Source organism: Ruminococcus sp. Marseille-P6503 (assembly GCF_900604945.1).
In the GTDB taxonomy this organism is placed as follows: Bacteria; Bacillota; Clostridia; order Oscillospirales; family Ruminococcaceae; genus FB2012.
Map to the genome: position 1 here is coordinate 398,995 of NZ_UWPB01000001.1, position 23,077 is coordinate 422,071.

Annotated in this window: 27 protein-coding genes and 1 tRNA gene; 7 read left to right on the plus strand and 21 right to left on the minus strand. The window is 37.3% G+C overall.

All coding sequences use genetic code 11. From position 1 onward, the window contains the following. Nucleotides 1-3: 3 nt before the first annotated feature. The 5 genes from EIH25_RS01795 to EIH25_RS01810 form a co-directional block, all read right to left on the minus strand. Nucleotides 4-447, minus strand: coding sequence for a single-stranded DNA-binding protein (locus EIH25_RS01795; protein WP_164489128.1), 444 nt, complete (start codon nucleotides 445-447; stop codon nucleotides 4-6). Then, nucleotides 440-643, minus strand: a complete 204-nt coding sequence (locus tag EIH25_RS12355) for a DUF6103 family protein (protein WP_164489129.1) — start codon at nucleotides 641-643, stop codon at nucleotides 440-442. The genes EIH25_RS01795 and EIH25_RS12355 overlap by 8 nt, the downstream gene beginning before the upstream one ends. Nucleotides 644-717: 74 nt before the next feature. Further along, nucleotides 718-966, minus strand: coding sequence for an AbrB/MazE/SpoVT family DNA-binding domain-containing protein (locus EIH25_RS01800; protein WP_124098213.1), 249 nt, complete (start codon nucleotides 964-966; stop codon nucleotides 718-720). Between the two features lie 271 nt (nucleotides 967-1,237). Continuing rightward, on the minus strand, nucleotides 1,238-1,915 hold the full coding sequence (locus EIH25_RS01805) for a hypothetical protein (RefSeq protein ID WP_124098214.1): 678 nt from the start codon (nucleotides 1,913-1,915) through the stop codon (nucleotides 1,238-1,240). 75 nt (nucleotides 1,916-1,990) lie between these two features. Further along, nucleotides 1,991-2,479, minus strand: coding sequence for a hypothetical protein (locus EIH25_RS01810; protein ID WP_124098215.1), 489 nt, complete (start codon nucleotides 2,477-2,479; stop codon nucleotides 1,991-1,993). A 472-nt stretch (nucleotides 2,480-2,951) separates the two neighbouring features. Here EIH25_RS01810 and EIH25_RS01815 point away from each other — a divergent pair, with 472 nt between their 5' ends. After that, nucleotides 2,952-3,188 carry a hypothetical protein gene (locus EIH25_RS01815; protein ID WP_124098216.1) on the plus strand — a complete coding sequence of 79 codons (237 nt, stop codon included), beginning with the start codon at nucleotides 2,952-2,954 and terminating at the stop codon, nucleotides 3,186-3,188. Here the strand turns inward: EIH25_RS01815 and EIH25_RS01820 are convergent. Next, nucleotides 3,176-3,451, minus strand: a complete 276-nt coding sequence (locus EIH25_RS01820) for a hypothetical protein (protein WP_124098217.1) — start codon at nucleotides 3,449-3,451, stop codon at nucleotides 3,176-3,178. The genes EIH25_RS01815 and EIH25_RS01820 overlap by 13 nt on opposite strands. A gap of 121 nt (nucleotides 3,452-3,572) precedes the next feature. Continuing rightward, nucleotides 3,573-3,836 carry a hypothetical protein gene (locus EIH25_RS01825; protein ID WP_124098218.1) on the minus strand — a complete coding sequence of 88 codons (264 nt, stop codon included), beginning with the start codon at nucleotides 3,834-3,836 and terminating at the stop codon, nucleotides 3,573-3,575. A gap of 149 nt (nucleotides 3,837-3,985) precedes the next feature. Between EIH25_RS01825 and EIH25_RS01830 the strand changes: the two genes are divergently transcribed. Next, nucleotides 3,986-4,792: a hypothetical protein gene (locus EIH25_RS01830; protein ID WP_124098219.1), complete on the plus strand. Its 807-nt coding sequence runs from the start codon at nucleotides 3,986-3,988 to the stop codon at nucleotides 4,790-4,792. A 535-nt stretch (nucleotides 4,793-5,327) separates the two neighbouring features. On the opposite strand, the gene EIH25_RS01835 is transcribed toward EIH25_RS01830, so the two are convergent. The 14 genes from EIH25_RS01835 to EIH25_RS01900 all read right to left on the minus strand — a co-directional run bounded on the left by EIH25_RS01835 (nucleotide 5,328) and on the right by EIH25_RS01900 (nucleotide 18,463). Beyond that, the gene (locus tag EIH25_RS01835) at nucleotides 5,328-9,038 is read right to left on the minus strand and encodes a SpaA isopeptide-forming pilin-related protein (protein ID WP_124098220.1); all 3,711 of its coding nucleotides are present in this window, start codon (nucleotides 9,036-9,038) and stop codon (nucleotides 5,328-5,330) included. Nucleotides 9,039-9,488: 450 nt separating this feature from the next. After that, nucleotides 9,489-10,373, minus strand: a complete 885-nt coding sequence (locus EIH25_RS01840) for a hypothetical protein (protein WP_124098221.1) — start codon at nucleotides 10,371-10,373, stop codon at nucleotides 9,489-9,491. A gap of 110 nt (nucleotides 10,374-10,483) precedes the next feature. Beyond that, entirely contained in the window at nucleotides 10,484-11,065 is a 582-nt protein-coding gene (locus EIH25_RS01845; protein ID WP_124098222.1) for a hypothetical protein, read from the minus strand. Beyond that, nucleotides 11,055-11,471, minus strand: coding sequence for a hypothetical protein (locus tag EIH25_RS01850; RefSeq protein ID WP_124098223.1), 417 nt, complete (start codon nucleotides 11,469-11,471; stop codon nucleotides 11,055-11,057). The genes EIH25_RS01845 and EIH25_RS01850 overlap by 11 nt, the downstream gene beginning before the upstream one ends. Nucleotides 11,472-11,696: 225 nt before the next feature. Next, a complete protein-coding gene (locus tag EIH25_RS01855; RefSeq protein WP_124098224.1) occupies nucleotides 11,697-12,047 on the minus strand; it encodes a hypothetical protein in 351 nt (116 codons plus the stop codon). 140 nt (nucleotides 12,048-12,187) lie between these two features. Further along, nucleotides 12,188-12,784, minus strand: a complete 597-nt coding sequence (locus tag EIH25_RS01860; RefSeq protein WP_124098225.1) for a hypothetical protein — start codon at nucleotides 12,782-12,784, stop codon at nucleotides 12,188-12,190. Nucleotides 12,785-12,983: 199 nt separating this feature from the next. After that, nucleotides 12,984-13,271, minus strand: coding sequence for a hypothetical protein (locus tag EIH25_RS01865; RefSeq protein WP_124098226.1), 288 nt, complete (start codon nucleotides 13,269-13,271; stop codon nucleotides 12,984-12,986). Between the two features lie 244 nt (nucleotides 13,272-13,515). Further along, the gene (locus tag EIH25_RS01870; protein ID WP_124098227.1) at nucleotides 13,516-13,839 is read right to left on the minus strand and encodes a hypothetical protein; all 324 of its coding nucleotides are present in this window, start codon (nucleotides 13,837-13,839) and stop codon (nucleotides 13,516-13,518) included. Nucleotides 13,840-13,868: 29 nt separating this feature from the next. After that, the gene (locus tag EIH25_RS01875) at nucleotides 13,869-14,141 is read right to left on the minus strand and encodes a hypothetical protein (protein ID WP_124098228.1); all 273 of its coding nucleotides are present in this window, start codon (nucleotides 14,139-14,141) and stop codon (nucleotides 13,869-13,871) included. Between the two features lie 5 nt (nucleotides 14,142-14,146). Continuing rightward, on the minus strand, nucleotides 14,147-15,073 hold the full coding sequence (locus EIH25_RS01880) for a DUF3846 domain-containing protein (RefSeq protein ID WP_124098229.1): 927 nt from the start codon (nucleotides 15,071-15,073) through the stop codon (nucleotides 14,147-14,149). A gap of 42 nt (nucleotides 15,074-15,115) precedes the next feature. Further along, on the minus strand, nucleotides 15,116-15,328 hold the full coding sequence (locus EIH25_RS01885) for a hypothetical protein (protein ID WP_124098230.1): 213 nt from the start codon (nucleotides 15,326-15,328) through the stop codon (nucleotides 15,116-15,118). 35 nt (nucleotides 15,329-15,363) lie between these two features. Next, nucleotides 15,364-17,040 (minus strand): ParB N-terminal domain-containing protein, encoded by a 1,677-nt coding sequence (locus tag EIH25_RS01890; RefSeq protein WP_124098231.1) that lies wholly within the window; start codon nucleotides 17,038-17,040, stop codon nucleotides 15,364-15,366. Between the two features lie 2 nt (nucleotides 17,041-17,042). Then, a complete protein-coding gene (locus tag EIH25_RS01895; protein ID WP_164489130.1) occupies nucleotides 17,043-17,834 on the minus strand; it encodes an AAA family ATPase in 792 nt (263 codons plus the stop codon). A 197-nt stretch (nucleotides 17,835-18,031) separates the two neighbouring features. Continuing rightward, a complete protein-coding gene (locus EIH25_RS01900; protein WP_124098233.1) occupies nucleotides 18,032-18,463 on the minus strand; it encodes a hypothetical protein in 432 nt (143 codons plus the stop codon). 239 nt (nucleotides 18,464-18,702) lie between these two features. Here EIH25_RS01900 and EIH25_RS01905 point away from each other — a divergent pair. From EIH25_RS01905 to EIH25_RS01925, 5 genes are all read left to right on the plus strand, one after another. Next, a tRNA-Arg gene (locus EIH25_RS01905) sits at nucleotides 18,703-18,777 on the plus strand. Between the two features lie 553 nt (nucleotides 18,778-19,330). Then, entirely contained in the window at nucleotides 19,331-19,840 is a 510-nt protein-coding gene (locus EIH25_RS01910; RefSeq protein WP_124098234.1) for a hypothetical protein, read from the plus strand. Nucleotides 19,841-19,852: 12 nt separating this feature from the next. Then, nucleotides 19,853-20,944, plus strand: coding sequence for an FtsX-like permease family protein (locus tag EIH25_RS01915; RefSeq protein ID WP_124098235.1), 1,092 nt, complete (start codon nucleotides 19,853-19,855; stop codon nucleotides 20,942-20,944). 5 nt (nucleotides 20,945-20,949) lie between these two features. After that, nucleotides 20,950-22,389: an ABC transporter permease gene (locus EIH25_RS01920; protein WP_164489131.1), complete on the plus strand. Its 1,440-nt coding sequence runs from the start codon at nucleotides 20,950-20,952 to the stop codon at nucleotides 22,387-22,389. 5 nt (nucleotides 22,390-22,394) lie between these two features. Further along, nucleotides 22,395-23,060, plus strand: a complete 666-nt coding sequence (locus tag EIH25_RS01925) for an ABC transporter ATP-binding protein (protein ID WP_124098237.1) — start codon at nucleotides 22,395-22,397, stop codon at nucleotides 23,058-23,060. The last annotated feature ends 17 nt before the right edge of the window (nucleotides 23,061-23,077 follow it).

Consider the following 23,077-nt stretch of genomic DNA (forward strand, 5'->3'; position numbering starts at 1 on the left):
CTTTTAAAACGGAACTCCGTCTTCGCTGATTATATCATCGTCGTTTATCTGACAGGCTAAGTTATTATTTGCAGGCGGTTCCTGAGGAAGCTGATTCGATGCAGGTTGTGAAGTATTTTGCTGCGGTTTTGCTTCCCCGGTAAATTCAGCGTTTGTAACATAGATTTCGGTTATATAATGAACCATGCCGTTTTTATCAGTATATGTGCGTGTGTGAAGTCTGCCTTCAATGGCTATCATTCTGCCTTTGGCAAAGTAATGAGTTATAAACTCAGCGCATTTATACCAGGCAACACACCGTATAAAATCCGACTCCTGCTGTTGCTTATTCTTATCATAGCGTCTTGGCACGGCTACGGTAAATATGACATACGGCACGTTCTGAAGCGCAGTATATTTAAGCTGAAGGTCGTGTGTTATGCGACCCATGATATTTGAATTATTCATTGCTTCCTCCTGACTTATCAATGTATTCCCGTACCTGTTTAGGCACATACTTTCTAAAAAGCTTGTTGACAGCCTCGTCAAAGGTTTGCTGCAGATAATTCTGTAAAGAAAAATCCGTTTCCTTCTGTTCAGCATAGAAAGAAACGGATTTAAGCTTTTCTTCGTCAAGCTTTATGTTCTTTAAATATTCTGGCATCTGCTTATCTCCTTCCGCAGCTGTGATTTTGAGCCCGACCGCTTATACATTTTTCATTCCTCCTGTTATGTAATTTACTTCTCTTTCCCCATCAGCTCAGCCATACACTCGGAGCAGACAGTCTTGTCCTTGTACTCTATTACGTCCTCAGCGCTGTTGCAGAATATGCAGGTGCGCTGAAACTTTTTGAGTATGATCATATCGCCGTTTGTGTAGATTTCAATTGGATCACACGCGTTCAGGTCGAATGTTCTTCTCAGCTCGATAGGCAGAACTATCCTGCCCAGCTCGTCTACTTTTCTTACAATTCCTGTTGATTTCATAATTTTAACCTCCATAAATTTAAAAATTGAAATATAAAAAAGGAGCGGCAGTGTGCAGCTCCTTGATTAACGATATAGAATTTTGAAAATAAAAAAGACGTTCTACAAGTTGTAAAACGTCTGATAATTATATTCTGGAACTTATAAGTCACTGATATTTTCTATAATTCAAATTCGTCCTCTTCTTCATCTCCCCCTTCCGGTACTTCTTGAAAACCCATATTTCTATTATGTTCATTCAATACCCAGTTAATGACAAATATTTATTTATTTATAAACTGAGACCTGTATTTCTATTATGTTTATTCTTTTTAATTTCTTCTCTGACTGATTTGGTCTGCTGGGTATTGCAAATTACGTCATTATATTTTTTAACCAACTCCTTATATGCTTTATTTTTATCTACCAGCTTTGTACGCAAATTGAAGATTTCGTGATCTTGGCTTTCAATTTGCTTTTCAAGTATATATAAACGCTGATTTAATGTGGAAGTATCACTGACTAACAGTTCCCAACTATTCATAAACAAGCGAAAGTCTTCTATGGTTTTATGTATATTATGCTGTTCAAAAGTAAAATCTCGTATCCTGCGTTCTTCTTCATCATATCTGCGTTCAGTAGTTTCAATTTCTTTTTGCAGCATAGCTAACATATCCTGATGTTGTTTTGTCAATGATGAATTTTCATTTCTGCCAATGTCAGAAGAAATGCTATTCATATGCCAAGTAACGGTATTCGATAAGTCATTGAGACCAGCAGTATTTTCTTTTAATTGAGACTTCCTGCTGACATAAAGTGTTACTAAAGCAGTTACAGCAGATGGAATAATTGCTGCAAGAAGAGTAACCCACCACGGTGTCATAATATCCCCTTTTCTGCACACGAATATCACAAACACTGTTGAATAAATACAGTTGCCTGTTAAATAAAGTGCTAAGTGTTTTTGCATTAAATTTCCTCCATTATAGCATAGATTACATGATTTGTCAATATTTTTGCTTGTCGTCATCAGCTTTCGGACGGCTTAAAAGCGTATATGATCTTGCCGGATCTCTACGAAACATACAGTATCGCCGATCTGAATGCTGTTCCAGTTTTCAGCGCTTATTGCTTCTGCGTTTCTGTGTGATACTGATGAAACGTAGTAATACGTTATCTTGTTTCCGCAGATTTTAAACCGTGATTCGTAATTTGAATGTGTTGCGACTTCGCTTATCTTTTTATCTATAACGCACTCCAGGTAAACGCAGTATTGGTTTTTGTTGATTTCTCTCAGCTGTCTGAACAACGACTTTGTGCGGAAAGCGTTAATTGCAAATACAATTATCACGCCGAAAAGGACAATCATGGCTGCGTTTAAAAAGTCCTTGTTTAAAAGACTTTGTACTGTGCATATTGTAAAGTATATGCACACCAAAGCAATAGCTACTTTCAGAAAAATGTCTACCGCTCTTTTATCTTTTTTATATAGCTGAAAAAATTCGTTTTTTTCGCTTTTGCTAAGAGTATTCATTTTAATCTAATCACTTTCATAACTTATAAGCTTTCTGATGTAGTCTGCAGATACATCTTCTTTCTTTAATTTGTTCATAATTTATCATCCGTTCGTACATTTCCTCATAATTGAAACAATTTAACACAGAAGGTATAATAATTATAAAATATCAAACATTTTGACTGTTTTAATAATATTCCATATTCCGCAATATTTTTCCCAAATGTCATAACAGTCAAATACGATAGAGCTTTTTGATGAACTTCGAAAAAAATCTGCGGGATATTTTTCTAACAGTATAGATACAAGCTGTGATGGTTCTAATGCCTGATCCTCAAATTTTTCATCGTATTTTCCCATTATATACATAAGCAAATATGGTAAAGTTGATTTATCGTATGTGGTTCTGATAACATCAGACTTAATAGAAAAAAGTTTTAATTGAAACAGCAAATCATTCACCTCAATTCTGTATTAAGGAGTTTGAAATATGTTTTTTGAAGAAGCATTACTGAAAAAAGATTCTATCACGGTAAAAATCTCTGTTGAAGAAGTAACGTATTTAAGAAAGAACAATTTGCAAAAATATGCTGAAATCAAGGATCATTTGCACTGTCCAGAATGTGAAAGACCTCATTTGACTCATAAGCTTTGTGCTGACAGAGCTAATTATTTTGCAACACACATTGGAGAAGAACATGATGATGATTGTATTCAAGAAAGATGATTTTTATCAAAATACCTAATTGACCTTAACATTTCAACAGCTTTTGAGCTTGAAAAATATTTTGATATTTCATCTATATCTGTATACATATATCCGTCAGGTTCACAATAACCGCCCTCGTCAAGTAAATCGTAATATGTATAGGGAGTTTCATCATCGGTATTCAGCGTAACTTTATCTATTTTTTCTTTCATTACCTCAAACCCGTATTTTTCTACAAGAACAGCGGTAACCGTTTCTACTGTAACCGCTAATCGTGTCATAAGGATATAACCTACAAGCAGTAACATCTCCTAACCGTTTATTTTGTTACTCTTTATCAGTGCTCCGATGCAACTATCATCGGTTATGAAATATCTATACTCTTTTACCTGAAATTCTCCTTTAATAATACTTCTCATCATATTCCTCCGAAGAAATGAACCTCACATCTTCTTCGCTGATGTTTTTAAACATTGAAGAAAAAAACTCTTTTATAACAGCTGAAACGCTAGGACTGCAACTGTTAGCTTGAAACTTATCAGCAGCTTCCTGTGATGAAAAGTCTACCGTCAGCTTGCTTCCGCATAAGCAAGGTTCGTTTGTTTCAATATCAGCTGCTATACCGTTTATCTCTGAGTAGACAGTTATACTATAGTTTTGATTCATGTTATCACTCCTTTGTTTCTTTCCGAATAAAAATCACAATATAAAATAATATGATTTATAAATACAAGTTTCTACATTAAATTGTATAGCTTGACAGTATCTTTTCTATATGCTATAATTGCTAAAAATAGTGAAAGGATGGTTGCTTTATGACAATAAGCATTTTAAATTTAGTTATTTCTTTGTTAAGCGGTATGGTTGTTCCAGTAGTGTTGCATTATCTCCCCAATAAGAGAGAAGCTTCTCATAAAAGGGAAGTGAACAAACACAAAATACAAAAGGTACAAAGTTACAATACTTATATATCACAAGAAAATAGTAACTATCAAAATAATAGTAATTATCAAAATAATAGTAATTATCAAATTGGCAGTAACATTCAACATAATAGTAATAATACTACCGTGATTATATCAAATAATGAAAAGACTAAAAGCAATGCAGATACGGATGTATCGATTGTGTATATGCTAATTTTGATCGGTATACTAGGATATGTATTTGTAAAATATCATTCTATGATTTTATTGATTATGATGATTTTATTCTCATTGTACATCGGATTCCCCAAAGATAGATATAAAATAATATTAAAAAGCAAATCTGATATCTGGTTTGTTATGACTTTTATTGTTTCTATTATATTTTTTGTTTTTCCGTTTGGCACAACGAGCAAATACATTGAATTTCTAGATAACGCTAATATTCTTGATATTAGCAATTTAAAATATACTGTATATGCAGTAATGCAATGCATTTCTTCTATTTTGTGGATGCTAATGCTGTTAATAGATGTTGCTTGTAAAATGACAACCAAATTACCTAACGCCATATATAATTATTCTATCACAAAGTCCAAAAATAAGAAAGCTCTATTGTTTTTGGCTTCTGTTGCTGCAATAATAATGTCAAATTTATTGATTATTATCATTATCCCCATCCGCCCAATCTCGTAATTCGCAAATCATGTTTGGTAACTTTAATGACGGTGAGTATAACGAGATTAGTGTTGTGATATTGAATGTAATAATATGTGAAACTATTAACCCATAATAAAGTCCAAGATGGTAAACAGCAATAATAAAGATACCTACTTGGCATAAAGCATAAATTAAGTATTTTTTTAGCTTATGTTTATTCTTACTGTTGATTATTACATACATCCTAATGCACCATAAAAGTGTGTATATGGCGTATATCACTATTGCAAAAATCATAATAAATTCTACTAAATATTTTGCAATTGATGTTACAATAGAATTATTTTCATAACCCATAAGAGTAAAATCTTTTATATGAAAAGTTGACAAGATAATACTACATATGAAAATCAGAAGTATTATTACTATAATTAAAGTAATTATTTTTTTCATTTTTATTCTTTTCCTCCTTATAGTTGGAGATGTCAGTTTTAATCTTGATAAACGAATTACTATTTCAAAACTCAGAGCCTGTCACAAACGTGCCAGGCTCCGAATTTTATCTTAATATTTACTTTTCATTTTTTCTTTTGAGCGAAAGAATAAATCCACCGAGAAGCAGTATTGCCGGAATACCTACAGCCGCGGATCCGGTTGCCGGAGGTGTGTCAGGAACAGAAGGCGTCTCAGGAATCTTCTCATTATTTACTACAACATTTGTAGTTTCAGCATAGAACACCTGAACAGTCTGATCGTCTGCAACCATATAGCCGACCGGAACAGTATCGCCGTTTTCGGTGATAGTGTAGGTTCCGATTGGAATACTTGTAAATGTGGCTTTTCCGTCCTTGTCGGTCACAGCTGTGAGCATGATCTCTCTGCCAGAATCAGATGTGCCGGAAAGAATAAACTCTATACCCTCAAGATCGGTCATACCCTCAGTAGTCTTCTGAATCTGGATCGAACCTGTCTTTTCCTCGTTGTTTATCTCAACCGTCGTGGTTTCCGCATAAAAAACGCTTACCTCCTGCGGCTCGGCAGTTAAGTAAGCATACGGTACAGTTTTTTCATTTTCGGTAATTGAGTAAGTTCCGATTGGAACGCTTGTAAATGTGGCTATTCCGTTCTTATCTGTCACAGCCGTTATTTTAATATCTCTACCGGAATCAGATGTGCCGGAAAGAATAAACTCTATGCCTTGAAGATTCGTCATACCCTCGGTTGTCTTGTTGATCTCAATCGTTCCGCTTTTCTCAACGTTGTAGATCTCAGCGTTTACAGTTTCAGCTTCATAAACCGTAATCTCCAGCTGATCGGCAACCATGTATGCGATCGGAACAGTATCAGCGTCTTCAGTTACAGTGTATGTTCCTACCGGAACAGCTGTAAAAGCAGCAAATCCGTCTTTGTCGGTAACAGCGGTAAGCTTTACCTCATGTCCCGAATCAGAAGCGCCGGAAAGAACCAATGTGATACCCTCCACATTCATCATGCCTTCGGTGCGCTTCTGAATCTGCACTGTTCCCACTGCGTCTGAATTGTACATGACAACATAAGTAACGCTGCCGTCTGCATTTACAGTAAACTCTATGTCGCTTGTCAGCGCATAGCCGTTAGGCGCGATAGTTTCCTTGAGCGTATAAGTTTCTCCGGCAATCAGAACGCCCTCGATATAGTGCGCTTCCTCGGTAGATACCCATTCTTCTATTACATTGCCGTCTTTATCAATTACCTGAAGTGTTGCTCCTGGCAGCTCATCATCGCCTGTAATGTCTTTCTTTGAAATCTCAACCTTTGTTGCTTCATCGATCATAACGACAAGCGGCAGACCGTCGTTTGATACCGCCGTTACTTCGGTGTTATCGGCGAATATTTTACCGTATTCGTCGATAGTAACGGAAATATCGGTAGCTATGCAGTAGCCGTCAGGAGCATAGTATTCATGCAAAGTATAGCTTCCGGCGGCAAGTCCTGAAACGATATGCTCTGTTTCGGCAGACGTCCATTCTTCAACAACAACGCCTGTTTCGTCAATAAGCTGCATTTGAGCGCCTGAAATTTCTGCTCCGTATGCGTCCTGCTTTGAAACCGCAAACCTTATTTCCTCGTTTTCAATATTCAACACAACGTCTGAAAGTCTTGAGCTTGTAAGCTGTACAGGCATATTTGCCTTTACCTCATACATGGTATCGTCTTTAATATAACCTGCAGGAGCTTCTATCTCCTGAATGTAATAGCTGCCCCATGCGGGAAGATATGTATTAAAATATGTTGTAGAACCGTTTGAATCAACACGTTCAATTTCCTGTCCTGCCGCATATATCAGTGTGTCGTTAAAGTACACATTCTCGGAAGCGTAAAGTCCGAACACTCCGTCAGAAAGAAAAGTTTCTGTACCTGAAATATATTTATTGAATCCGGCACGGAAGTGATACGCCTGATTAACAAAGTTTACGTCATTTTTATTCTGCGATAACTTTATATTTCCGTTGTAGAAGCCAAAGCTGTCATAGCTTTGTATTTCCTCAAAATATATTCTTGATAATTCCTCAGGTACATTTCTAAGCCTTGCCGTTCCGAAAAAGCTGTAGTTGTTTGTATTGTAATAGCCGTCATAATCGGAATACAGGCTAAGAACGGCAGCATTGTCCACATTATCGGTAAGACCTGTGTAATTTGCGATAAAATATCTCTCACTTGAATGTTCTGTTCCTGTCTGTGTGTCTGGTTCGGCGGTAATGTACTTCTTTACTCCGTTGTCTATTACATACGCTCTGAACTTCGTTGCTGAATAGATCTTTTCAAGCAGCGCGGTGTCTTCAATCTCCGAGCCGTTCCAGTCCTGAGCTGATTTATATACGTCTATATGCGAGCCTGTTCCGCTGTTTTTAACGGTTAGGCTTGTTGTTTTATCCGCATTGACTGTAACATGAACGTCTCCGGCAAGCTTAAAGCCGTCTGCTGTTTTGTACTCGGAAAGATTGAAGGTTCCGGCAGGAAGTCCTTTTATCTGAAGCGTTCCGTCTGCTCCTACACGGTACAGACTTGCCGAGCTGCTGCTGTCTGTTGTAGTGTTAGCGTATGTATATACTCCGTCTGAATCTTTTGTTGAAATCAGGTAATGACGGACGTTATCAGAATCCAGGAAAGATAACTGGAATAGGATACTGTTATACTGTTCAGCAGTTCCGTTTACCTTCTGACCGCTTGAAGTAAGAAGCTGTTTGTTTATCTTCAGATTTCCCGTTGCGGAAGTAAGCTTGAAATATGCCTGAACAGGGTCTTCACCCTGCGTATATGAAATTTTTGCCTGAGATGAACTATTGGGATTCTTGACCGCAAGGAAAACAGACGTGCATTCCTCAATCTTATTTGCGTATTTTGCTTTTGTCTTAGTCAGAGAAAGGATCTGATTTTCAACGTTCTTTCTTCCGGCTTCAGTTGCGGAGATCTTCAGCTTTGAACCGCTTCTTGTAAAGGTCACTCCGCTGACAGACGGCAGCTTGAATTGTGAAAGAGCGCTGTCCATGCTGATCGTAGTTTCCCAGCGGCAGGTTGATTTGTTATATTTGAGCTGATACGTTGCGTTATCTAATGGCTTGCCGTAATCTACTGTTGACATACCAGACGGAATGCTGCCATGATCCAATACGTCGGCTTTCATTTTCTTATAACACTCTTTCATATCATTCCAAAGCGCGGTGCTTGGAGCTTTAATGCACTTAAGCAGCGTATTTTCATTAGTTGAAAGAGTTGTTGTTGAGCTGCCAAAATACTTTCCGCTGATTGACCACACTAGAGCCTGTGAAGCGGTAAGCTCGACTTCCCAGTTGTAGCCGTATTTGCAGGTGCCTTTGTATGAGTAGATGGTGGCGTGGCGTAAAAGTCTTGCTTGATTTGTATCTGGGTAATAATCTTTGGCATTGTTTTCTAAATCAAGTTCCTCCATTGTTGTACCATCGACATTTACAGTACCCAACTGAACGCAGTAGCAAAACTTACCTTCGGCGTTCTTGAAATAGTAAAACTCATTTGCCCACTGATAACGAAACTGGTTATTTGTATTTGACTGTGTGAGAGGGTCGTATGCGTTAGGCAAACCTGAATTACGAAAATCGTATCCCCAGCCGGATAAGGCGTAGGTTTTATCCGTAGTCGTTGCCGCAAGCGCTGTTATGCCCTCCGATAACATGAAAACGGTCATAACGATTGACATAAGCATGACCCATAACTTATTCGCCAATGGCGAATAAGTCGATTTTGCATTTTTTAATTTCTGCATTTTCTTTCACTTTTCCTTTCATATTTGATTTTATCTATGTCAACTCCTAGTGGAGATTATTTAAAATAAAAAAAGAACGTCTGAAAATTTCAAAACGTTCTTAATATTGACAATATTCACTTTTTATGATATATTAATTACGGAGCATACCAAAAACGGTAGGCGGTTGTCCTCTCATTAGCAGAAACCGGAGTATCACTTAGTGTGAAATGGACTGTGAAGGGAGGTTGATAGTATGGAAGTTATATACATAACTTTAACTATTGCCTTAGTAGCTGCTTTAACAGAGCTTGTAAAAGCACTTGCAAAGCTAGTAAAAAGGATAAAAAAATAACCGCCAGAGCCTGAGAAACTTAGCGGTTATTCAATCGTAAAAGTCAGGGCAACCGTCTATCGGTATGTTCCTTTTTCTACTTTAAATATATCATATTTAATTTGATTTGTCAAGTGTTATCTTAACATATACATTGTCCAATAATTGCCTAATTCGTTTGTTCCTTTCTCAGCATAAATTACTATATGAGTATTAGGATACGCTGAATATTGAGTGTCTATAATGTCTTTTAACCATTCCTTAGCCTCTTTATAGTCCAAGTACGCTGAGTGAAATCTTTCAGGCACATCCCACGAGCTGTTGGAAGGGGTTCTTCTAGATATATTGTCCCACATTTCCTGTTCTGTGTAAAAGAGATTGTCAAAGTCACATTTACCGTTAGAGTACTCCTGCATTTCCTTCACAAGCTTATCAATATCCGACTGAGTAAGCTTAGCCGCCGCAGCTGTAGTCGTGGTCTTCTTTTTAGTCGTAGTCTGTTTTGCTGTTGTAGTTTTCTTTGCAGTCGTAGTTTTCTTTGCAGTCGTAGTTTTCTTTGCAGTCGTAGTTTTCTGCGCTGTCGTGGTATTTCCATTACCGCCGTTATCGCTGTTCGGCTGAGTTTGAACTGTAGCCGGCGCCTGAGTGTAAGTATTGCCGGAATTACCTCCACCTAAATTGCTGTTACCTCCGCCATTATTCTGGGCCGTGGTAACGGCTTTTTTCGTTGTAGTGGTTTTCTCCGATTTGTCTTTATCCTTAGAGGTCGTGGTTTTCTTTTTTGTAGTTTCGGCTTTCTTTGTAGTAGTCGTAGTTGCCGCCGATGAAGCGGTAGTAGTCTGAGCCGAAGTGATTAATTCAGGCTGCCATGCGTCTTTTGAGGAAGCGGCAGCTGTGGTCGTTGTCGCAGTTGTTGTTATCTTAACGTCAGCTGTATCGTCTACAGAACCGCAAGACGTTAATGATGAAGTAATCATTACAAGCGATAGAACCGCTGCTGTAAGCTTCAATGTTGTTTTCATTGTATTTTCCTCCTATAATTTGTTTTCTTTTTCAATTTTATTATACTATCGTTTCCGAGGATTGTCAACATAAATTTTCCAGAATCAGTACGTTTTGACGGATGGAAAGGCTATTTATCATATAGTTCTTTATATGATGTTATATATTTCTGCCAAGCTTTTTTAAAACCTAGAGTTTTTGCAAGATGCTTGTTTTTGGAAGCTATTTTGTTTAGATTATCGTTAATATCTATACTGGAGTATAGGTTTAACTCAGCTTGATTCTTCAGTTTACAGCATTCGTTCTTTACATTATCATAGTTTTCTTTTTGCTTTTTTAATGACACATCTATAGAGTCCAGTTTGTCTATATATTTTTCAAGAAGCCTTTCTGTTTCTTTGTTTTCTTCAGATGTAATCTTTATATCAGATTGGCATGAGAGAAGCCTGTTTATTTTTTCATTCGCCTGAGTAGTAATTAGAATTACAAATGGTATAAATATACATATTGTTGTAACCAAAAATACAATTAAAGTAGTCTTAGTATGGGAAAATAGGAGCCAATTGCGAAATGTTTTCAGAAATTCAAGCGGCAGATTTTCTATAAATATTAGCATTGTGAAAAGCAAGTACACAATAAACCCTATCCATAAGATAGCTTTGAGCATCTGTATAAATACAGAGGTTTTTATGGCAGATTTTCTATAACCCATATCCAAGTCCTCCGTTAAGCTGCTCACGAAGCTGTTTTTGTTTTTTACAAATATCTATATCTTTAGCCATATACATAATATATTCTGCTATGTTTTTATTCTTTTCACTATCGGTAAGACTTTTGTCGCTTGAAAGATCTGCAAGAATTTCTATTTTGGCTATTATAGAATCGTAAGTATCAAAAATAACTTTTCCCTGTTCTATAATAAAATTGGATGCACGAGTTAAGTCTATGTAGTTTTCCGAAGCCTCTTTCAACTTTCGTTCTGATAGATTGCAAACTTGAATGGCTTTTTCACTAATATCTTTTACTTGTTTTTTTAAATTTTTTACTTCATGCTCAAGCGATTCAATCTCTTGATTGTATTTTTTATTGCGAAAGAAAAGATCAAGTAAAGTTCCCATAAATACAACAACTCCTAGTATAACAAAAAATTTCATTAAATTCACCTCTATTCTATCATATTGTTACTTATATTGTCAAATTATTTTAAATAACAAGGCCTGTCACGCGTGACAGAGCAGCATCCGAAATATAAAAGTCACTTTGCAGTAATTACAAAGCGCCGTAGTTTATAGCTCTAATTCATCTTCATCATCTTCTTCTCTATCGCCACTTTTCATTAGTATCTACCAAATATTAGACATAGATAAAACAAGGTCAATAAGCTTTTTTTGACGTTCATCCATTCTGATAAGCATTTCTGTTTGTGGGCTGAGCAACTGCCGAATAATATCTTCTTGTTCTTTTAAATGATTAGGAATAGCTTGATTTTTTTCATTTGCTAGATTTATTTCTTCAGAAAGCTTATGTATTTTGCCCTGAAGTGTTTTTCCGTCTTTAACGCTCAGCTGACGTGAAAGCTTGTGTATTTCGTCTGCAAGCTCGTTTATCTTTTTCTCAGTGCTGATAAAACATATGACAATGCTAAGCACAATAGCTACCGCTCCGGCAATAATGACTGCTGTAATTGTTTCCATCGTAAAATCTCCTCCAACTCAACATACAATATATGCAGCTAAAGCTGATAATATAACTTGAAGTACTTGCATAAAATTCTCCTTTATTATATTATATACAATCAAAAAGCACTTTGCAGTAATTACAAAGTGCCGTAGCTTTATAGCTCTAATTCATCTTCGTCAGTTTCTTCTCTATCGCCCCCTTCTATTTCTTCCAGAAAATTTAAATATGGATCGGGACTATGTGCAACCGAATTCATTTCTCGTAGTAATTCATTTTCTTTACAAAGAGAAGCGTTTTCTTGTTTAATATTTCCTAGACATTTTACCAGGTCAGCATTTTTCTCTTTTTCATTATTTAAGCGTTGGGTTAATTTGTTCACTTTATTTAAGAGCATTGTATGTTCACTATTTATATTTACCCAATCTTCTAAAATGAAATTAACAGCTTCAGCAGTTTTATATATCTCTTTGGAATTAGCATTTAATGTTTTTATCTTTTTGCTGAGCATTTTTTCTCGTCTAGTAAGCTCATCAATTATTTTTTCGTGTTGCTCTGAAAGAGATTTACTTGTTTCCCCTCCATAAAATCCGATAGCGCCTTTGATTAAGTCATCGTCTATAACTGATTTTAAAGATTTATCATCAAAACTACCCAATTTTTGAGATAAACTTATTTTTGATATAATTATAGTCACAATTGGACCAAGGATGGCAGCAGCTGCAAGAATTATGCTTATTATAGTATCTGACATGAAACTTTCTCCAAATCTAAAGAAATAGTAAATAATTATGCATACTTCTGAAAGTATGATAGGTATATATTTCAATTTTTTCCTCCATTGTATTATATCATATTATGACTTAATGTATCAACCTTTTTATGGTTTATTATACATTATATTATATACAATCAAAAAGCACCTTGCAGTAATGCAAAGCGCTTATTCTGACTTATCGCTCCTCTTCCTCCAGCATAGCCGCCCTCATGATTCTTTTGCGGTCAAAGGTCACAAGCTTTCTGTCGTACAGCTTGTAGTGATTTATCCGGTCGGAATTTTTCTTTATGTACGCGAGAGCCTGCATAAGATTATCTGTCCTGAGTACCGCTTCGGCAGCCGGATCAAATTTACAGCGGTAACTGCTCCGCCGTTTGCAGGAGTAGACTATGTATCTGCTGGTATTCCATGAATCGGATTCGTTAAAGGATCTGATATTTGATTTGTATTTGCTGCTGTTCAATGTAAAGCCTCCGTAATTAAAGTCCAATAAATATTTTAAAATACGGGAGCTAAATTGTCAAAAATAAGATAAGTTTTACCCGAAACAAATTATTAAAATTGAATTATAAATTTGTAGGTAATAAATAAAAGAGAAGCGAGATAATTGTATAAACTGACAATAAAATGATATTTTATCTAAAAACTGAAAGCTGCTGTTAATCTATTTACCTAAAATTTACACTTTGTGACGCGCGCGGCAGACTTTAATTATCATAGCTTTTCAATTCGTTTTCTATCAGTGCGGCAGCTCTGATTAGTGCCGACTCGGGAGCCCCGGCTATAATTAGATCCACAAGAGCATTGTAAAAGGTCGGATCCTCGTCATCAATTTCCTCCTCGGGCGTAGGAGTTCCGAAAACAGCCACACGGTCACCGGAAAGATATATAAGCGTTTTTGACAGATTTATACCGGATTTATCAATTGTTTTGAAAATGCGGTCAACAGCTTTTAAACACTGTACATCAGCCGGAACGGCTCCTGCTTCATATTCTTCTGTTATTCCTGTGATTTTATTATTCTCTGGCATAGTAATACCTCCAATTATTCGATTAACTGTTATCTGCTTCTGCCTTTTGAAATACTGCGGTAAGACTTTTTTGTCCTTGATTCCAATTCCTTTTCCGCCGCTCTTAAACTAGTGAATTGTGCAGCATAGTTCCAGGATATATGCGTGTTCTCAAGATTTATACCTTCGGCAAGAAGTATTTGCTTCATCCCGCAGGAATAACCCTCAAGAATAGCATAAGCGTCCTTTTTCTTTAATACTTTGTATATCCCATTAGGATGAGAGTAATAGGATTCGTTCTGCGCTTTAAATTGTATAGTCATTCGTATCAGCTCCTTCCCCGCTTTGCCGGAAGTATTATTCCTGAGAACTCTTTGTCATTTGAAGAAGGCTGAAAAACAATACTGCATTCATGTGCAGCTGTTCTTTCGGCTTCGCTGAAGCGGTCCGGAATTCTGAATTTTTTCAGGTATTTATTTATCTGCTCTTCAGTAAGAGAGCAGCAGTCGCCGTTTTTATCGCCGCAGATAAAAAATGTTCCGCAGACAGGCTGCTCTCCCGGAACTCTTCGGTTAGGCTCCATTTCCATGATTCTTGCTTCTTCATTACCGTATACTATAATACCGGGTTCGGATAAAGAATAAATCGGCTCGATCAGACCATCGACTATGTTCTGCATAGCACGAAGCTTGTTTTGGCTAACATCTAAAACAATGTGCTCAGCCGGAAGTCCGGGCTGAACAACAACAATATCCATGGCATAGTTAAATTCCTTTTGCAATGCTTTGAATTCCGATTTCAGAGAATCAGACAAATCGTTCATGTTCCAGGATGAATAATTACGATTCCATTGTTCAGCTTTTGTTTGTGCAAGCTTTGCCGCTTCGGAAAGAGGAAGTATTATATCTTCCGAAGAGTGCTTGGAGGAAGTCTTATATTTGTATAAATCCTTATCTAAATCAATTGTGATCCTTGATTCAATTAATCCGCATTCTGCAAAGCTTCTGATAATTGTATCGTTCAGTTCATAATTATCGATTTTATTAAACACCTTGTTTCCGTTGTTTTCTGTAGGAAGAAAACTTCCATCATAGGTTATATCCATAATAATTCCGGTAACGGGAAGATTAGTTTTTTCTGCGATTCTGCAAGCTTCCATATATCTTATCATACCTGTTGCATGGTTTGCTCCATAATGCGAATAAGCGTACTGGGTTATTCCGTTTTCGGTAAATTTATAGACAGCGTTCATCATATTACCTCCATTGTTACCTGTAAGCAGTAAAAATTAATTGTTTTAGGATTTGTCTTTCAAAAGGTTTGTGTATACTTCTGTTATAAAAGCTTCAACAAATTGTTTCTTGTGAGCCGAAGACATAGGAGCATACAGATTTTTAAGAATACTGATTGTTATTCCTGCAAGCTCTGTGGTTAATTGTTCGCAGTTGCCCTGCATGACAATTTCACCCACCGCTGCATTTCCTGAATGATCAATATTTATTTTTAACATATATACCTCCACAGGTGTGTCACGCGTGACACACTCTAATTAAAAACTTCAGCAAGTACATTAAGTACAAGCTCGCAGATCTCTGAGTCTGATAATTTCATTGCTTTTGGATATGCTGATCTGATCTTTTCAATAAGTGAACTTACGGTATGATCGTTATCAGTATCGGCTGCATGAATATCTTCTGACGTATTATCTGACTCATTGTTGTTTTGTATTTTTGTCTGACTTGCCGACAGTGGTGTCGGTGTCTTGTCATCACCTGAGTCATTTTTCTGATTCATTGCAACTTCATCAGGAAAGTTCAGCACTTTCCACACAAAGTCTGTGTCCCAGTCGTCTCTTTCCGAAACAAGAAGCAGCCTGCACAGCTCACTGGCTCTTATATGTTTTATTTCATAATAATCAATATAATCGCCTATCGCCTCCTGCTGCGCGGTGGTAAACTTAAATAGCTCTTCAAGCTTGCCGATCGGAATTATTTTATAATCTATCGCTTCCTGAAGCTTTTTAGGCAGTTCTAGGATCCTAATATACCGATAAATTGTTTTTTCACTAACACCGAATTTGGCTGCAATTTCTTTTACAGTTTTTTCTTCTCCGCCTGATGTACGCATTTCAAGATAGGCATTGTAAATCATTCCTTGCTCGGATGGAAACTGTTCATCGCCGCGAGTATTTGTTTCCGCCATTATCTTATACGCTGTAATGTCGTCTATGTTATATAACAGCTCACAAGGCAGTTTAACATTAAGGCGGATTGCGGCTTCACGTCTGTGTCTGCCGGCAAGCATCTGTTTTTTTCCGTCCGGCATTATTCTTACAACTGCCGGCTGCAGTATTCCGACGTCTTCAGCTGATGCCATAATCTTGAGTATTTTGTTTTCCTGAAGTCTATCGGGCTGAGCATTTCCTTTTGAATCTCGGAACAATTCAATTTCTTTTGGCTCTAGCAGTTCGATTCTTTTGCCTGAGTTTGCCCATAAGCTGTTATATTCGCTGGTTATCAAAGGATTGGTATTCTGTTCTTCAGCCTGAATGCTTTCCTGTCTTGCAGTTCTTCGTTCAAGTAAACTAGACATTTTTCCACCTTCTTTATTATCAGATTTTTTTGTTTCAACAGTAAGTTCTGCATTCTCTTTTGCAATTTCAATACGCTGCAAAACTATCTGCTTTTCAATTTCTTCAGTAACATTCTTTCTGGTGCCGTCAGGACAAAAAAATCTTTTCATGACTGCACGTCTAGCTTCCGTACCTTTCTTGTTGTTTTGAAAACTGAGAGGTATAATAGCAAGACCGAAGCAATTTTTGAAACAGTAGCATTTTCCAAAATCAGCAGCTCTCCATTCCTTGGGCAGCGAATTTGGTTCAACAGAAAATTCCCACTGAGGACTGCCTGTAAAAGATCCATCAAGAGATTTGATGAAATTAAGCACTCTTTTTGCAAAAACCAAATCAAGCGTATAAAGATGGCAGGAGGTATAGTCTTTATCAGATGTGCCTATTTGGCAGCGTGTAGTATATGTAATTTTAGGTGTGGCTCTGCATTCACGTTTTATAATTTCTTTTGTCCGCCAGTCACGCTCTATAACGATATACGGACATCCGAAACATTCATGTTCAGGAGAGTATTCAGAAAGCACATATCCGGTGCTATCTGCTTTGCTTGATTTCTGAAAGGTTTTTCCGCATTTGCATATATACGTTTGCATAATCAAACTCCGCTTCTTTTTATCACTTCAACGGCTAACGCTCTGTAAGTGTCTGCAAGGGTATTGCCTTTAAGATTTACACAGCCGGTACAGAACTTAACCGTTCTATTTATCTGCTCTGGTCGGCTCGGTATCCTTGTATCAAAAACAAGACTGCCATATATTTCTCTGCATGCCGAGTCAATCTCTTTGCTTGTGCTTGTCAGATCGACCTTGTTCTCAAGTATCCCAAGGATCTTAAGTCTGGGGTTTGTAGTGTTTGCCAGTGATTTGATCTTTGCCATCATGTTGTCAACAGCGTCAAAGCTGTGTATACCGGCGTCAAGCGGTATTATAACATAGTGTGTAGCGTTTAGTGCGTTCTGTGCCAACAGATCAAGGTCGGTTTTGTTATCAATTATAATATAGTCGTAGCGATTAAAAAATTCGTCCTCAAGTATGCTTCTGAGGACGAAATTACAATTTGATGAAGAAGCAATAATACTGTTGCTTGCATTGAGCATATATCCAGCAGGGATATAATCGACATTAGGATTATTTTCGGAATGACGGATCACGCTTTCATAATCATTTTGATAGCCGGTTGCGGCATTATAAATAACATCGCTTATTGTTCTTTTTCCGTCCGATAAAATATATCCGGAGCTGGAGGAGAGATTGCCTTGCTTATCCAAATCGATCAGCAGCACTTTACTGCCTGCATTTCCTAAAGCGCAGCCAAGGTTATAACTTGTAGTCGTTTTTCCGACGCCGCCTTTTTCTGTGATGACGGATATTACTTTTGTGTTCTTCATAAGATCAAGTCCTTTCAAATTCTTTGTGTTCTTCATCAGTTTTTGCATAGAAAAAGCAGCAGGGAAGAACACTTAACCTGCTGCTCAAGGAGCGACCTTGTCTATGCTGATGATAATATATCATCAAGTATGCCGGCGATCAGGATCACCGGCACAGTTCATGATATTTCAAATTTCATATTCAACTTTAAGCTTTATCAAATCAACGCATTCTTCAGCTCAGTTGATGATTTAAAGCCTATTTCGTCGCACATCAGTTCATAGCTGCCACTTTGCTTATTAGGCTCAAAATTTTCAGAGTAAAAAGCGCTGCCTCGGAAGATTACCTTTTCAACTTTTTCAAAATCAATTTCTCTGACACGTTTTTCTTGCAGCTCAACCCGACGATTGCCCTGTTTTAAATTCACATCGCTAAAAATTTGGAACTCATATGTAGTATCGTTAAAGCAAATTGTTACTTCAAGCCATTCGCTACCTTTATGGCGTTTGTAATAAAGAAAGTCAAATCCATGCTCTTTTTTGCTATTCTTAATTTCATACTGAAGTTTGTGCAGCTTGTCTTCATCCGTGAGTTTGAGATAATTCATCAATATTTTTTTCAATCTGTTCTTGCCCATGTAATTTGTCATATAATCAACTCTCCTCCGTAGTTTATGGTTTTACCTTTATATTAAGAGAATATTTATACATAAAATCTAGATATTTTAAATAACACTTGATTTTGGCTGTATCTACCTTGGGGTGGTAGAGGCCGTGGGTTCAAGTCCCGTCACTCCGACCATTGAGGGGCTGATACAAGTCAAGATTCTCCTGTGTTCACAAGGAATACAGGAGACGGTATTGGCTTTCAAAAAGCATAAAATAAAATGCCCCTATAGTTAAATGGATATAACAAGCCCCTCCTAAGGGCTAGTTGTAGGTTCGATTCCTACTAGGGGTGCCATTTGTATACTGAGGAAAGACTGAAAAGTATTGCGGCTTTTCCTCAATACGCAAAGCGCTTATTGATATTTGTAATTTAAAAAGCTTTTCAGATGTATCGTCACAATGATCTGAAAAGCTTTTAATTTTACCGGCTCTAGCTACACTTATTCATAAAATATACGTTATGTATATTAATACACTATAAACAATAAAACACCTGCAAATAAAAGCAGATAAGTTTTAATACAATTAACGTTAAGGACTGGTTATTGTAAAATCAGTCCTTGCTTTAACCTGTTTATTTACATTATAATGCATTAATGTTAAAATAATATTACAAGTTTATATGTCCAGCTAATTATATTGCTTTGAGCAGGATCGGATTATTTGTGCTGTTTAGAATATTTTTTATATAATGTATTAAACAAGAATCTTTTCTAATATTCAAAATTCAAGCTATATTAATGGCAAAATAACATTTTTCAAATAATATTGACAAACAAATGCAATTGTGTTATTATAATATGGTAAAACGTTTTACAACATAAAAAATTATACAAGGAGAATCAAGAATGAAAAAAATAATCAAGAGAACATTTTGCGCGGCTTTGGCGGCAATAATGATGACGGGAACTTTTATGACAGCGGACGCGGTGAGAAAATGCACTAAGAATAATACCGGCAATTCCTGCAAGTACAAAGGGTCTATCGACATTAGTCTGGGATGGTACAAATCCCCGGATAAAGGACTGGGTGACGTATACAGCGACCATTATGTTGGATATTCAAAGCCAAGCGCAACTTTCAGCCCTTACAATAACAAAACCTCGCAAAATACAGTTGTATGGTATGCGGAATGGAAAGAAAACGGAACAATTAAAGATAAAAAAACTCATGTTTATACTATGGCAAATAACAAATGGGAAGAAAGAGATTTAAGCAAGGGTATGAAATTGTCTACATGGGACAGCGATGTTACATATTTCAGAACGGATATATATCCGCAAAACGGGATTTCAAGCGAAAACAAGATATATTCGGATAGCTATAAAAGACGTGCAAGCACGGATATTACACACTAACGGGAGATATTCATGAATACATTATCAATTGTTGCAAAGAATCTTAAAAATTTTATTTCCAAGCATACTCTTGTTTTTATTATAATGCTTGCAGCGCTTACCGTATCAACTATAACTATTCTTTACGTTACCGTCAAGCTTGACACCTTATCGGACGGATTAAGCGCAGGCGATCTGGAGCTTGATCAGATACGTCTGAAAAACACGGAAAGTCTGCTGGCAATTGATGATATTTCAGACAGACTGCAGAGCTATTATGAAAATAATAGCTCTGTGCTCTGTGTGCAGGGGTGTATAGATACTTCAGACGCCTATGTGACCTGCTTTATTACGGACGAAAAAAAGAATCTGGCTGACTTTTCCGAAAAATACAAGCCTATAAGCGGAAGCTTTTTTTCGGATGAAGATATTGAAAACGGCAATAACGTTATGGTGTCGGTGGGAATAGGCACGGAGTTAAAATCGGTAAGCTTGGGCGATGAGGAAATAAAGATAACAGGCAGCTATGCCCCCGACGGTATTTCAAACGGATACATTCCGAAAAACACTGTTGTAAATAACGGTATTATTCCTGATGAATATAAAATAATTTACAGCGACGAGCTGAGCGTACGGCAGGCGAAGGAATATAAAGGTCAGTTGGAGGAGCTGTTCCCTGAATTTGAAATAGAAACCAGAATGGATTATGTTTTAAAGGAAGCGCCTTTAATGCTTGACTTTGAAAATGTCTGCTTGATTCTGATGGCGGTTGTGGCGGTGATTTCATGCGCGTATTTATATGCATATGTAATTCAGATGAGAATAAATGAAATTTATATTTTTAAGCTATGCGGCGCGTCGGCAGCAAGGCTTGCGCGCATTTTTCTCTGCGAATTGCTGCTGCTTTTAATGCTTCAGTTTTTCACCGCGTTTATTATATTCAGGCTGTGTCTTATAAATATTCTGAAAAAATATGATTTTGCATTTACTTACGGCTATTCGTGGATCCATACAGTAATAACCTTTGGGATAATTATTGCATTGTCGCTGATGGTTTTTGCGCCGGTGCTTATATATTACTGCAGAAAAAACGCGGTTGAGATCAGACAGCAGCAGAAAGGATGAGTAGAATGACATTAAAATACGCGGCAAAGCAGCTTAAAAGACGTCCTTTAGCAACTATTCTGGTAATATTCCAGTTTGCGGTGACAACTCTTTTAATAGGAATGATCCTTGAGAAAGCAAGCGGTTATTTTGTGACCAGCAGTCTTATAAAAGATGTTTGCCTTGGCGACAGCTATTATCTGCAGTATGATATTTCCTATCAAGTAGAACTTGACGACCGGTTATTTGAGCTTAGCTGCGAATTTGACGAAGAATTACAGCCATATGCCGATAAGCTGGACAACGGCGAGATAACGCGGGAGGAGTATGACAGCGTACTTGCGGAGTTAAATGAGAAATATGATAAAATAAGAGAAGAAGAAAATCTTAATGAATGTTTTGATCCTATAGATGTATCGGATTTACCGTATGTGGAGAAAAACTATGCATTTTATTATACTAATTTGATTTGCGGCAATGATTATATTAAATGCTTAAGCAGCGATTATTGCAGCGGCCTTAATTTCAAGATGAAAGAGGGACGCTGGCTTTCTGAAGCAAAGAAGTCGGACGATTATATTAATCTGGTTATGTTTTCGGGAAATGAGTATGGCTATAAGGTAGGGGACGTTGTAGATATTAAACTGGAAACATATATATCAAAAGGGAATATGGGCATTGCTAACTTAGACTTAAAAGGTAAGATCGTAGGATTGATAGATTATTCACATTATAAGGAGGTAGTGGAGCATGGTTCCTTTGAAAGCAGTGATTATTTATCATTGGATGATCTGCTTCCAATAAAATCTTATGATGTTTTTGCTGAATATTCTCCGGATTTATTTAAATCAATAAGTGAAAAGTATGTTTTTGAGCCTGATCGCTTTGCCCAGTCTGTCAAGCTTAAAGAAAATATAACGGAAGAAGAAAAAAATGAATTTTTTTCGGCGGCGACCTCGAAGAAATATCAGTATACCGATTTGAATCAGGCGTATCAGAATACATATATACGGGATAAAAAGAATATGAGAAACGATATGGTGTTCCTTACCATAGCGTCGCTGATAGCAATAGTTTCCCTTATAGGTATCTCGGCTCTGAGCGTTTCAAAGGAGATAAAAACATACAGTATCTACTGCCTTAACGGTATGACAAGAAAACAGTGTATAGGAATAAATGCAGCATACATAAGTCTGCTGGCTTTGATTTCCGTATGTATAGCCTTTGCAGTAAAATTTATATACGGATATCTGAACTATTTTAAAATGTACACTGATATCAGCGCTTTTCGATCGGAGGCTGTCGCAAAGGAAACCGTCCGGCTAAGCTATTATTTTTCGGTAGGTTCGACGGAAGCTGCGGCTGTTATAATTTTATTGTGCGTCGCGTTTGCGTCGGCAATGATAATTCCGTATATCACATTAAAGAAGCTTGATATTATTCAGAACATAAAGGAGAATGGGTGATAATTATGATTAAGCTTGAGAATATAGTAAAGATATATAACCCTAAGAAAGCCAACGAATTTGAAGCGCTTCACGGCGTTTCCGCAGAAATACAGGACGGCGAGCTTGTTGCGGTTGTCGGCAAGTCAGGAGCCGGAAAGTCAACGCTTCTGCATATACTTGCCTGTATCGACAACTATCAGGAGGGGGAATATTCCATAGACGGAACGCTGGTGAAAAATCTGTCCGAGAGGCAGTATGCAAATATCCGCAACGAAAAAATCGGCATGATAATGCAGGATTTCGCTTTGGTGGAGGATTTCACCGCGCTGGAAAACGTGCTTATCCCTCTGAATTTTTCAAAGAAAAGGATAAAAAACAAAAAGGAAAAAGCGCTTACGGCACTGAAAGCGGTTGGAATCGAAGAACTGGCGAAAAAGCCCTGCAACAAGCTATCCGGCGGACAAAAGCAGCGTGTGGCAATCGCCCGTGCAATAGTGAACGAACCAAGCATGATATTGGCGGACGAGCCGACGGGAGCGCTTGACAGCAGGACCTCGGCGGAAATTATGGAGCTGTTCAAGTCGCTGAACCAACAGGGCAGGACGGTCATTATCGTTACTCACGATCCGAAGATCGCCGAGCAGTGCGGCAGGATCATTGAAATCTCCGACGGTGAAATTGTCAGTTGAGGATATATCATGTTTGC

Excerpts from the sequence above, each read along its gene's own strand:
- EIH25_RS01800 (WP_124098213.1), bottom strand. The coding sequence starts at position 966 with ATGAAATCAACAGGAATTGTAAGAAAAGTAGACGAGCTGGGCAGGATA.
- EIH25_RS01840 (WP_124098221.1), bottom strand. The coding sequence starts at position 10,373 with ATGAAAACAACATTGAAGCTTACAGCAGCGGTTCTATCGCTTGTAATG.
- EIH25_RS01795 (WP_164489128.1), bottom strand. The coding sequence starts at position 447 with ATGAATAATTCAAATATCATGGGTCGCATAACACACGACCTTCAGCTT.
- EIH25_RS01890 (WP_124098231.1), bottom strand. The coding sequence starts at position 17,040 with ATGCAAACGTATATATGCAAATGCGGAAAAACCTTTCAGAAATCAAGC.
- EIH25_RS01860 (WP_124098225.1), bottom strand. The coding sequence starts at position 12,784 with ATGTCAGATACTATAATAAGCATAATTCTTGCAGCTGCTGCCATCCTT.
- EIH25_RS01835 (WP_124098220.1), bottom strand. The coding sequence starts at position 9,038 with ATGCAGAAATTAAAAAATGCAAAATCGACTTATTCGCCATTGGCGAAT.
- EIH25_RS01875 (WP_124098228.1), bottom strand. The coding sequence starts at position 14,141 with ATGACTATACAATTTAAAGCGCAGAACGAATCCTATTACTCTCATCCT.
- EIH25_RS01805 (WP_124098214.1), bottom strand. The coding sequence starts at position 1,915 with ATGCAAAAACACTTAGCACTTTATTTAACAGGCAACTGTATTTATTCA.
- EIH25_RS01815 (WP_124098216.1), top strand. The coding sequence starts at position 2,952 with ATGTTTTTTGAAGAAGCATTACTGAAAAAAGATTCTATCACGGTAAAA.
- EIH25_RS01845 (WP_124098222.1), bottom strand. The coding sequence starts at position 11,065 with ATGGGTTATAGAAAATCTGCCATAAAAACCTCTGTATTTATACAGATG.
- EIH25_RS01855 (WP_124098224.1), bottom strand. The coding sequence starts at position 12,047 with ATGGAAACAATTACAGCAGTCATTATTGCCGGAGCGGTAGCTATTGTG.
- EIH25_RS01850 (WP_124098223.1), bottom strand. The coding sequence starts at position 11,471 with ATGGGAACTTTACTTGATCTTTTCTTTCGCAATAAAAAATACAATCAA.
- EIH25_RS01895 (WP_164489130.1), bottom strand. The coding sequence starts at position 17,834 with ATGAAGAACACAAAAGTAATATCCGTCATCACAGAAAAAGGCGGCGTC.
- EIH25_RS01880 (WP_124098229.1), bottom strand. The coding sequence starts at position 15,073 with ATGATGAACGCTGTCTATAAATTTACCGAAAACGGAATAACCCAGTAC.
- EIH25_RS01925 (WP_124098237.1), top strand. The coding sequence starts at position 22,395 with ATGATTAAGCTTGAGAATATAGTAAAGATATATAACCCTAAGAAAGCC.
- EIH25_RS12355 (WP_164489129.1), bottom strand. The coding sequence starts at position 643 with ATGCCAGAATATTTAAAGAACATAAAGCTTGACGAAGAAAAGCTTAAA.
- EIH25_RS01915 (WP_124098235.1), top strand. The coding sequence starts at position 19,853 with ATGAATACATTATCAATTGTTGCAAAGAATCTTAAAAATTTTATTTCC.
- EIH25_RS01870 (WP_124098227.1), bottom strand. The coding sequence starts at position 13,839 with ATGCCAGAGAATAATAAAATCACAGGAATAACAGAAGAATATGAAGCA.
- EIH25_RS01900 (WP_124098233.1), bottom strand. The coding sequence starts at position 18,463 with ATGACAAATTACATGGGCAAGAACAGATTGAAAAAAATATTGATGAAT.
- EIH25_RS01830 (WP_124098219.1), top strand. The coding sequence starts at position 3,986 with ATGACAATAAGCATTTTAAATTTAGTTATTTCTTTGTTAAGCGGTATG.
- EIH25_RS01825 (WP_124098218.1), bottom strand. The coding sequence starts at position 3,836 with ATGAATCAAAACTATAGTATAACTGTCTACTCAGAGATAAACGGTATA.
- EIH25_RS01810 (WP_124098215.1), bottom strand. The coding sequence starts at position 2,479 with ATGAATACTCTTAGCAAAAGCGAAAAAAACGAATTTTTTCAGCTATAT.
- EIH25_RS01920 (WP_164489131.1), top strand. The coding sequence starts at position 20,950 with ATGACATTAAAATACGCGGCAAAGCAGCTTAAAAGACGTCCTTTAGCA.
- EIH25_RS01910 (WP_124098234.1), top strand. The coding sequence starts at position 19,331 with ATGAAAAAAATAATCAAGAGAACATTTTGCGCGGCTTTGGCGGCAATA.
- EIH25_RS01885 (WP_124098230.1), bottom strand. The coding sequence starts at position 15,328 with ATGTTAAAAATAAATATTGATCATTCAGGAAATGCAGCGGTGGGTGAA.
- EIH25_RS01820 (WP_124098217.1), bottom strand. The coding sequence starts at position 3,451 with ATGACACGATTAGCGGTTACAGTAGAAACGGTTACCGCTGTTCTTGTA.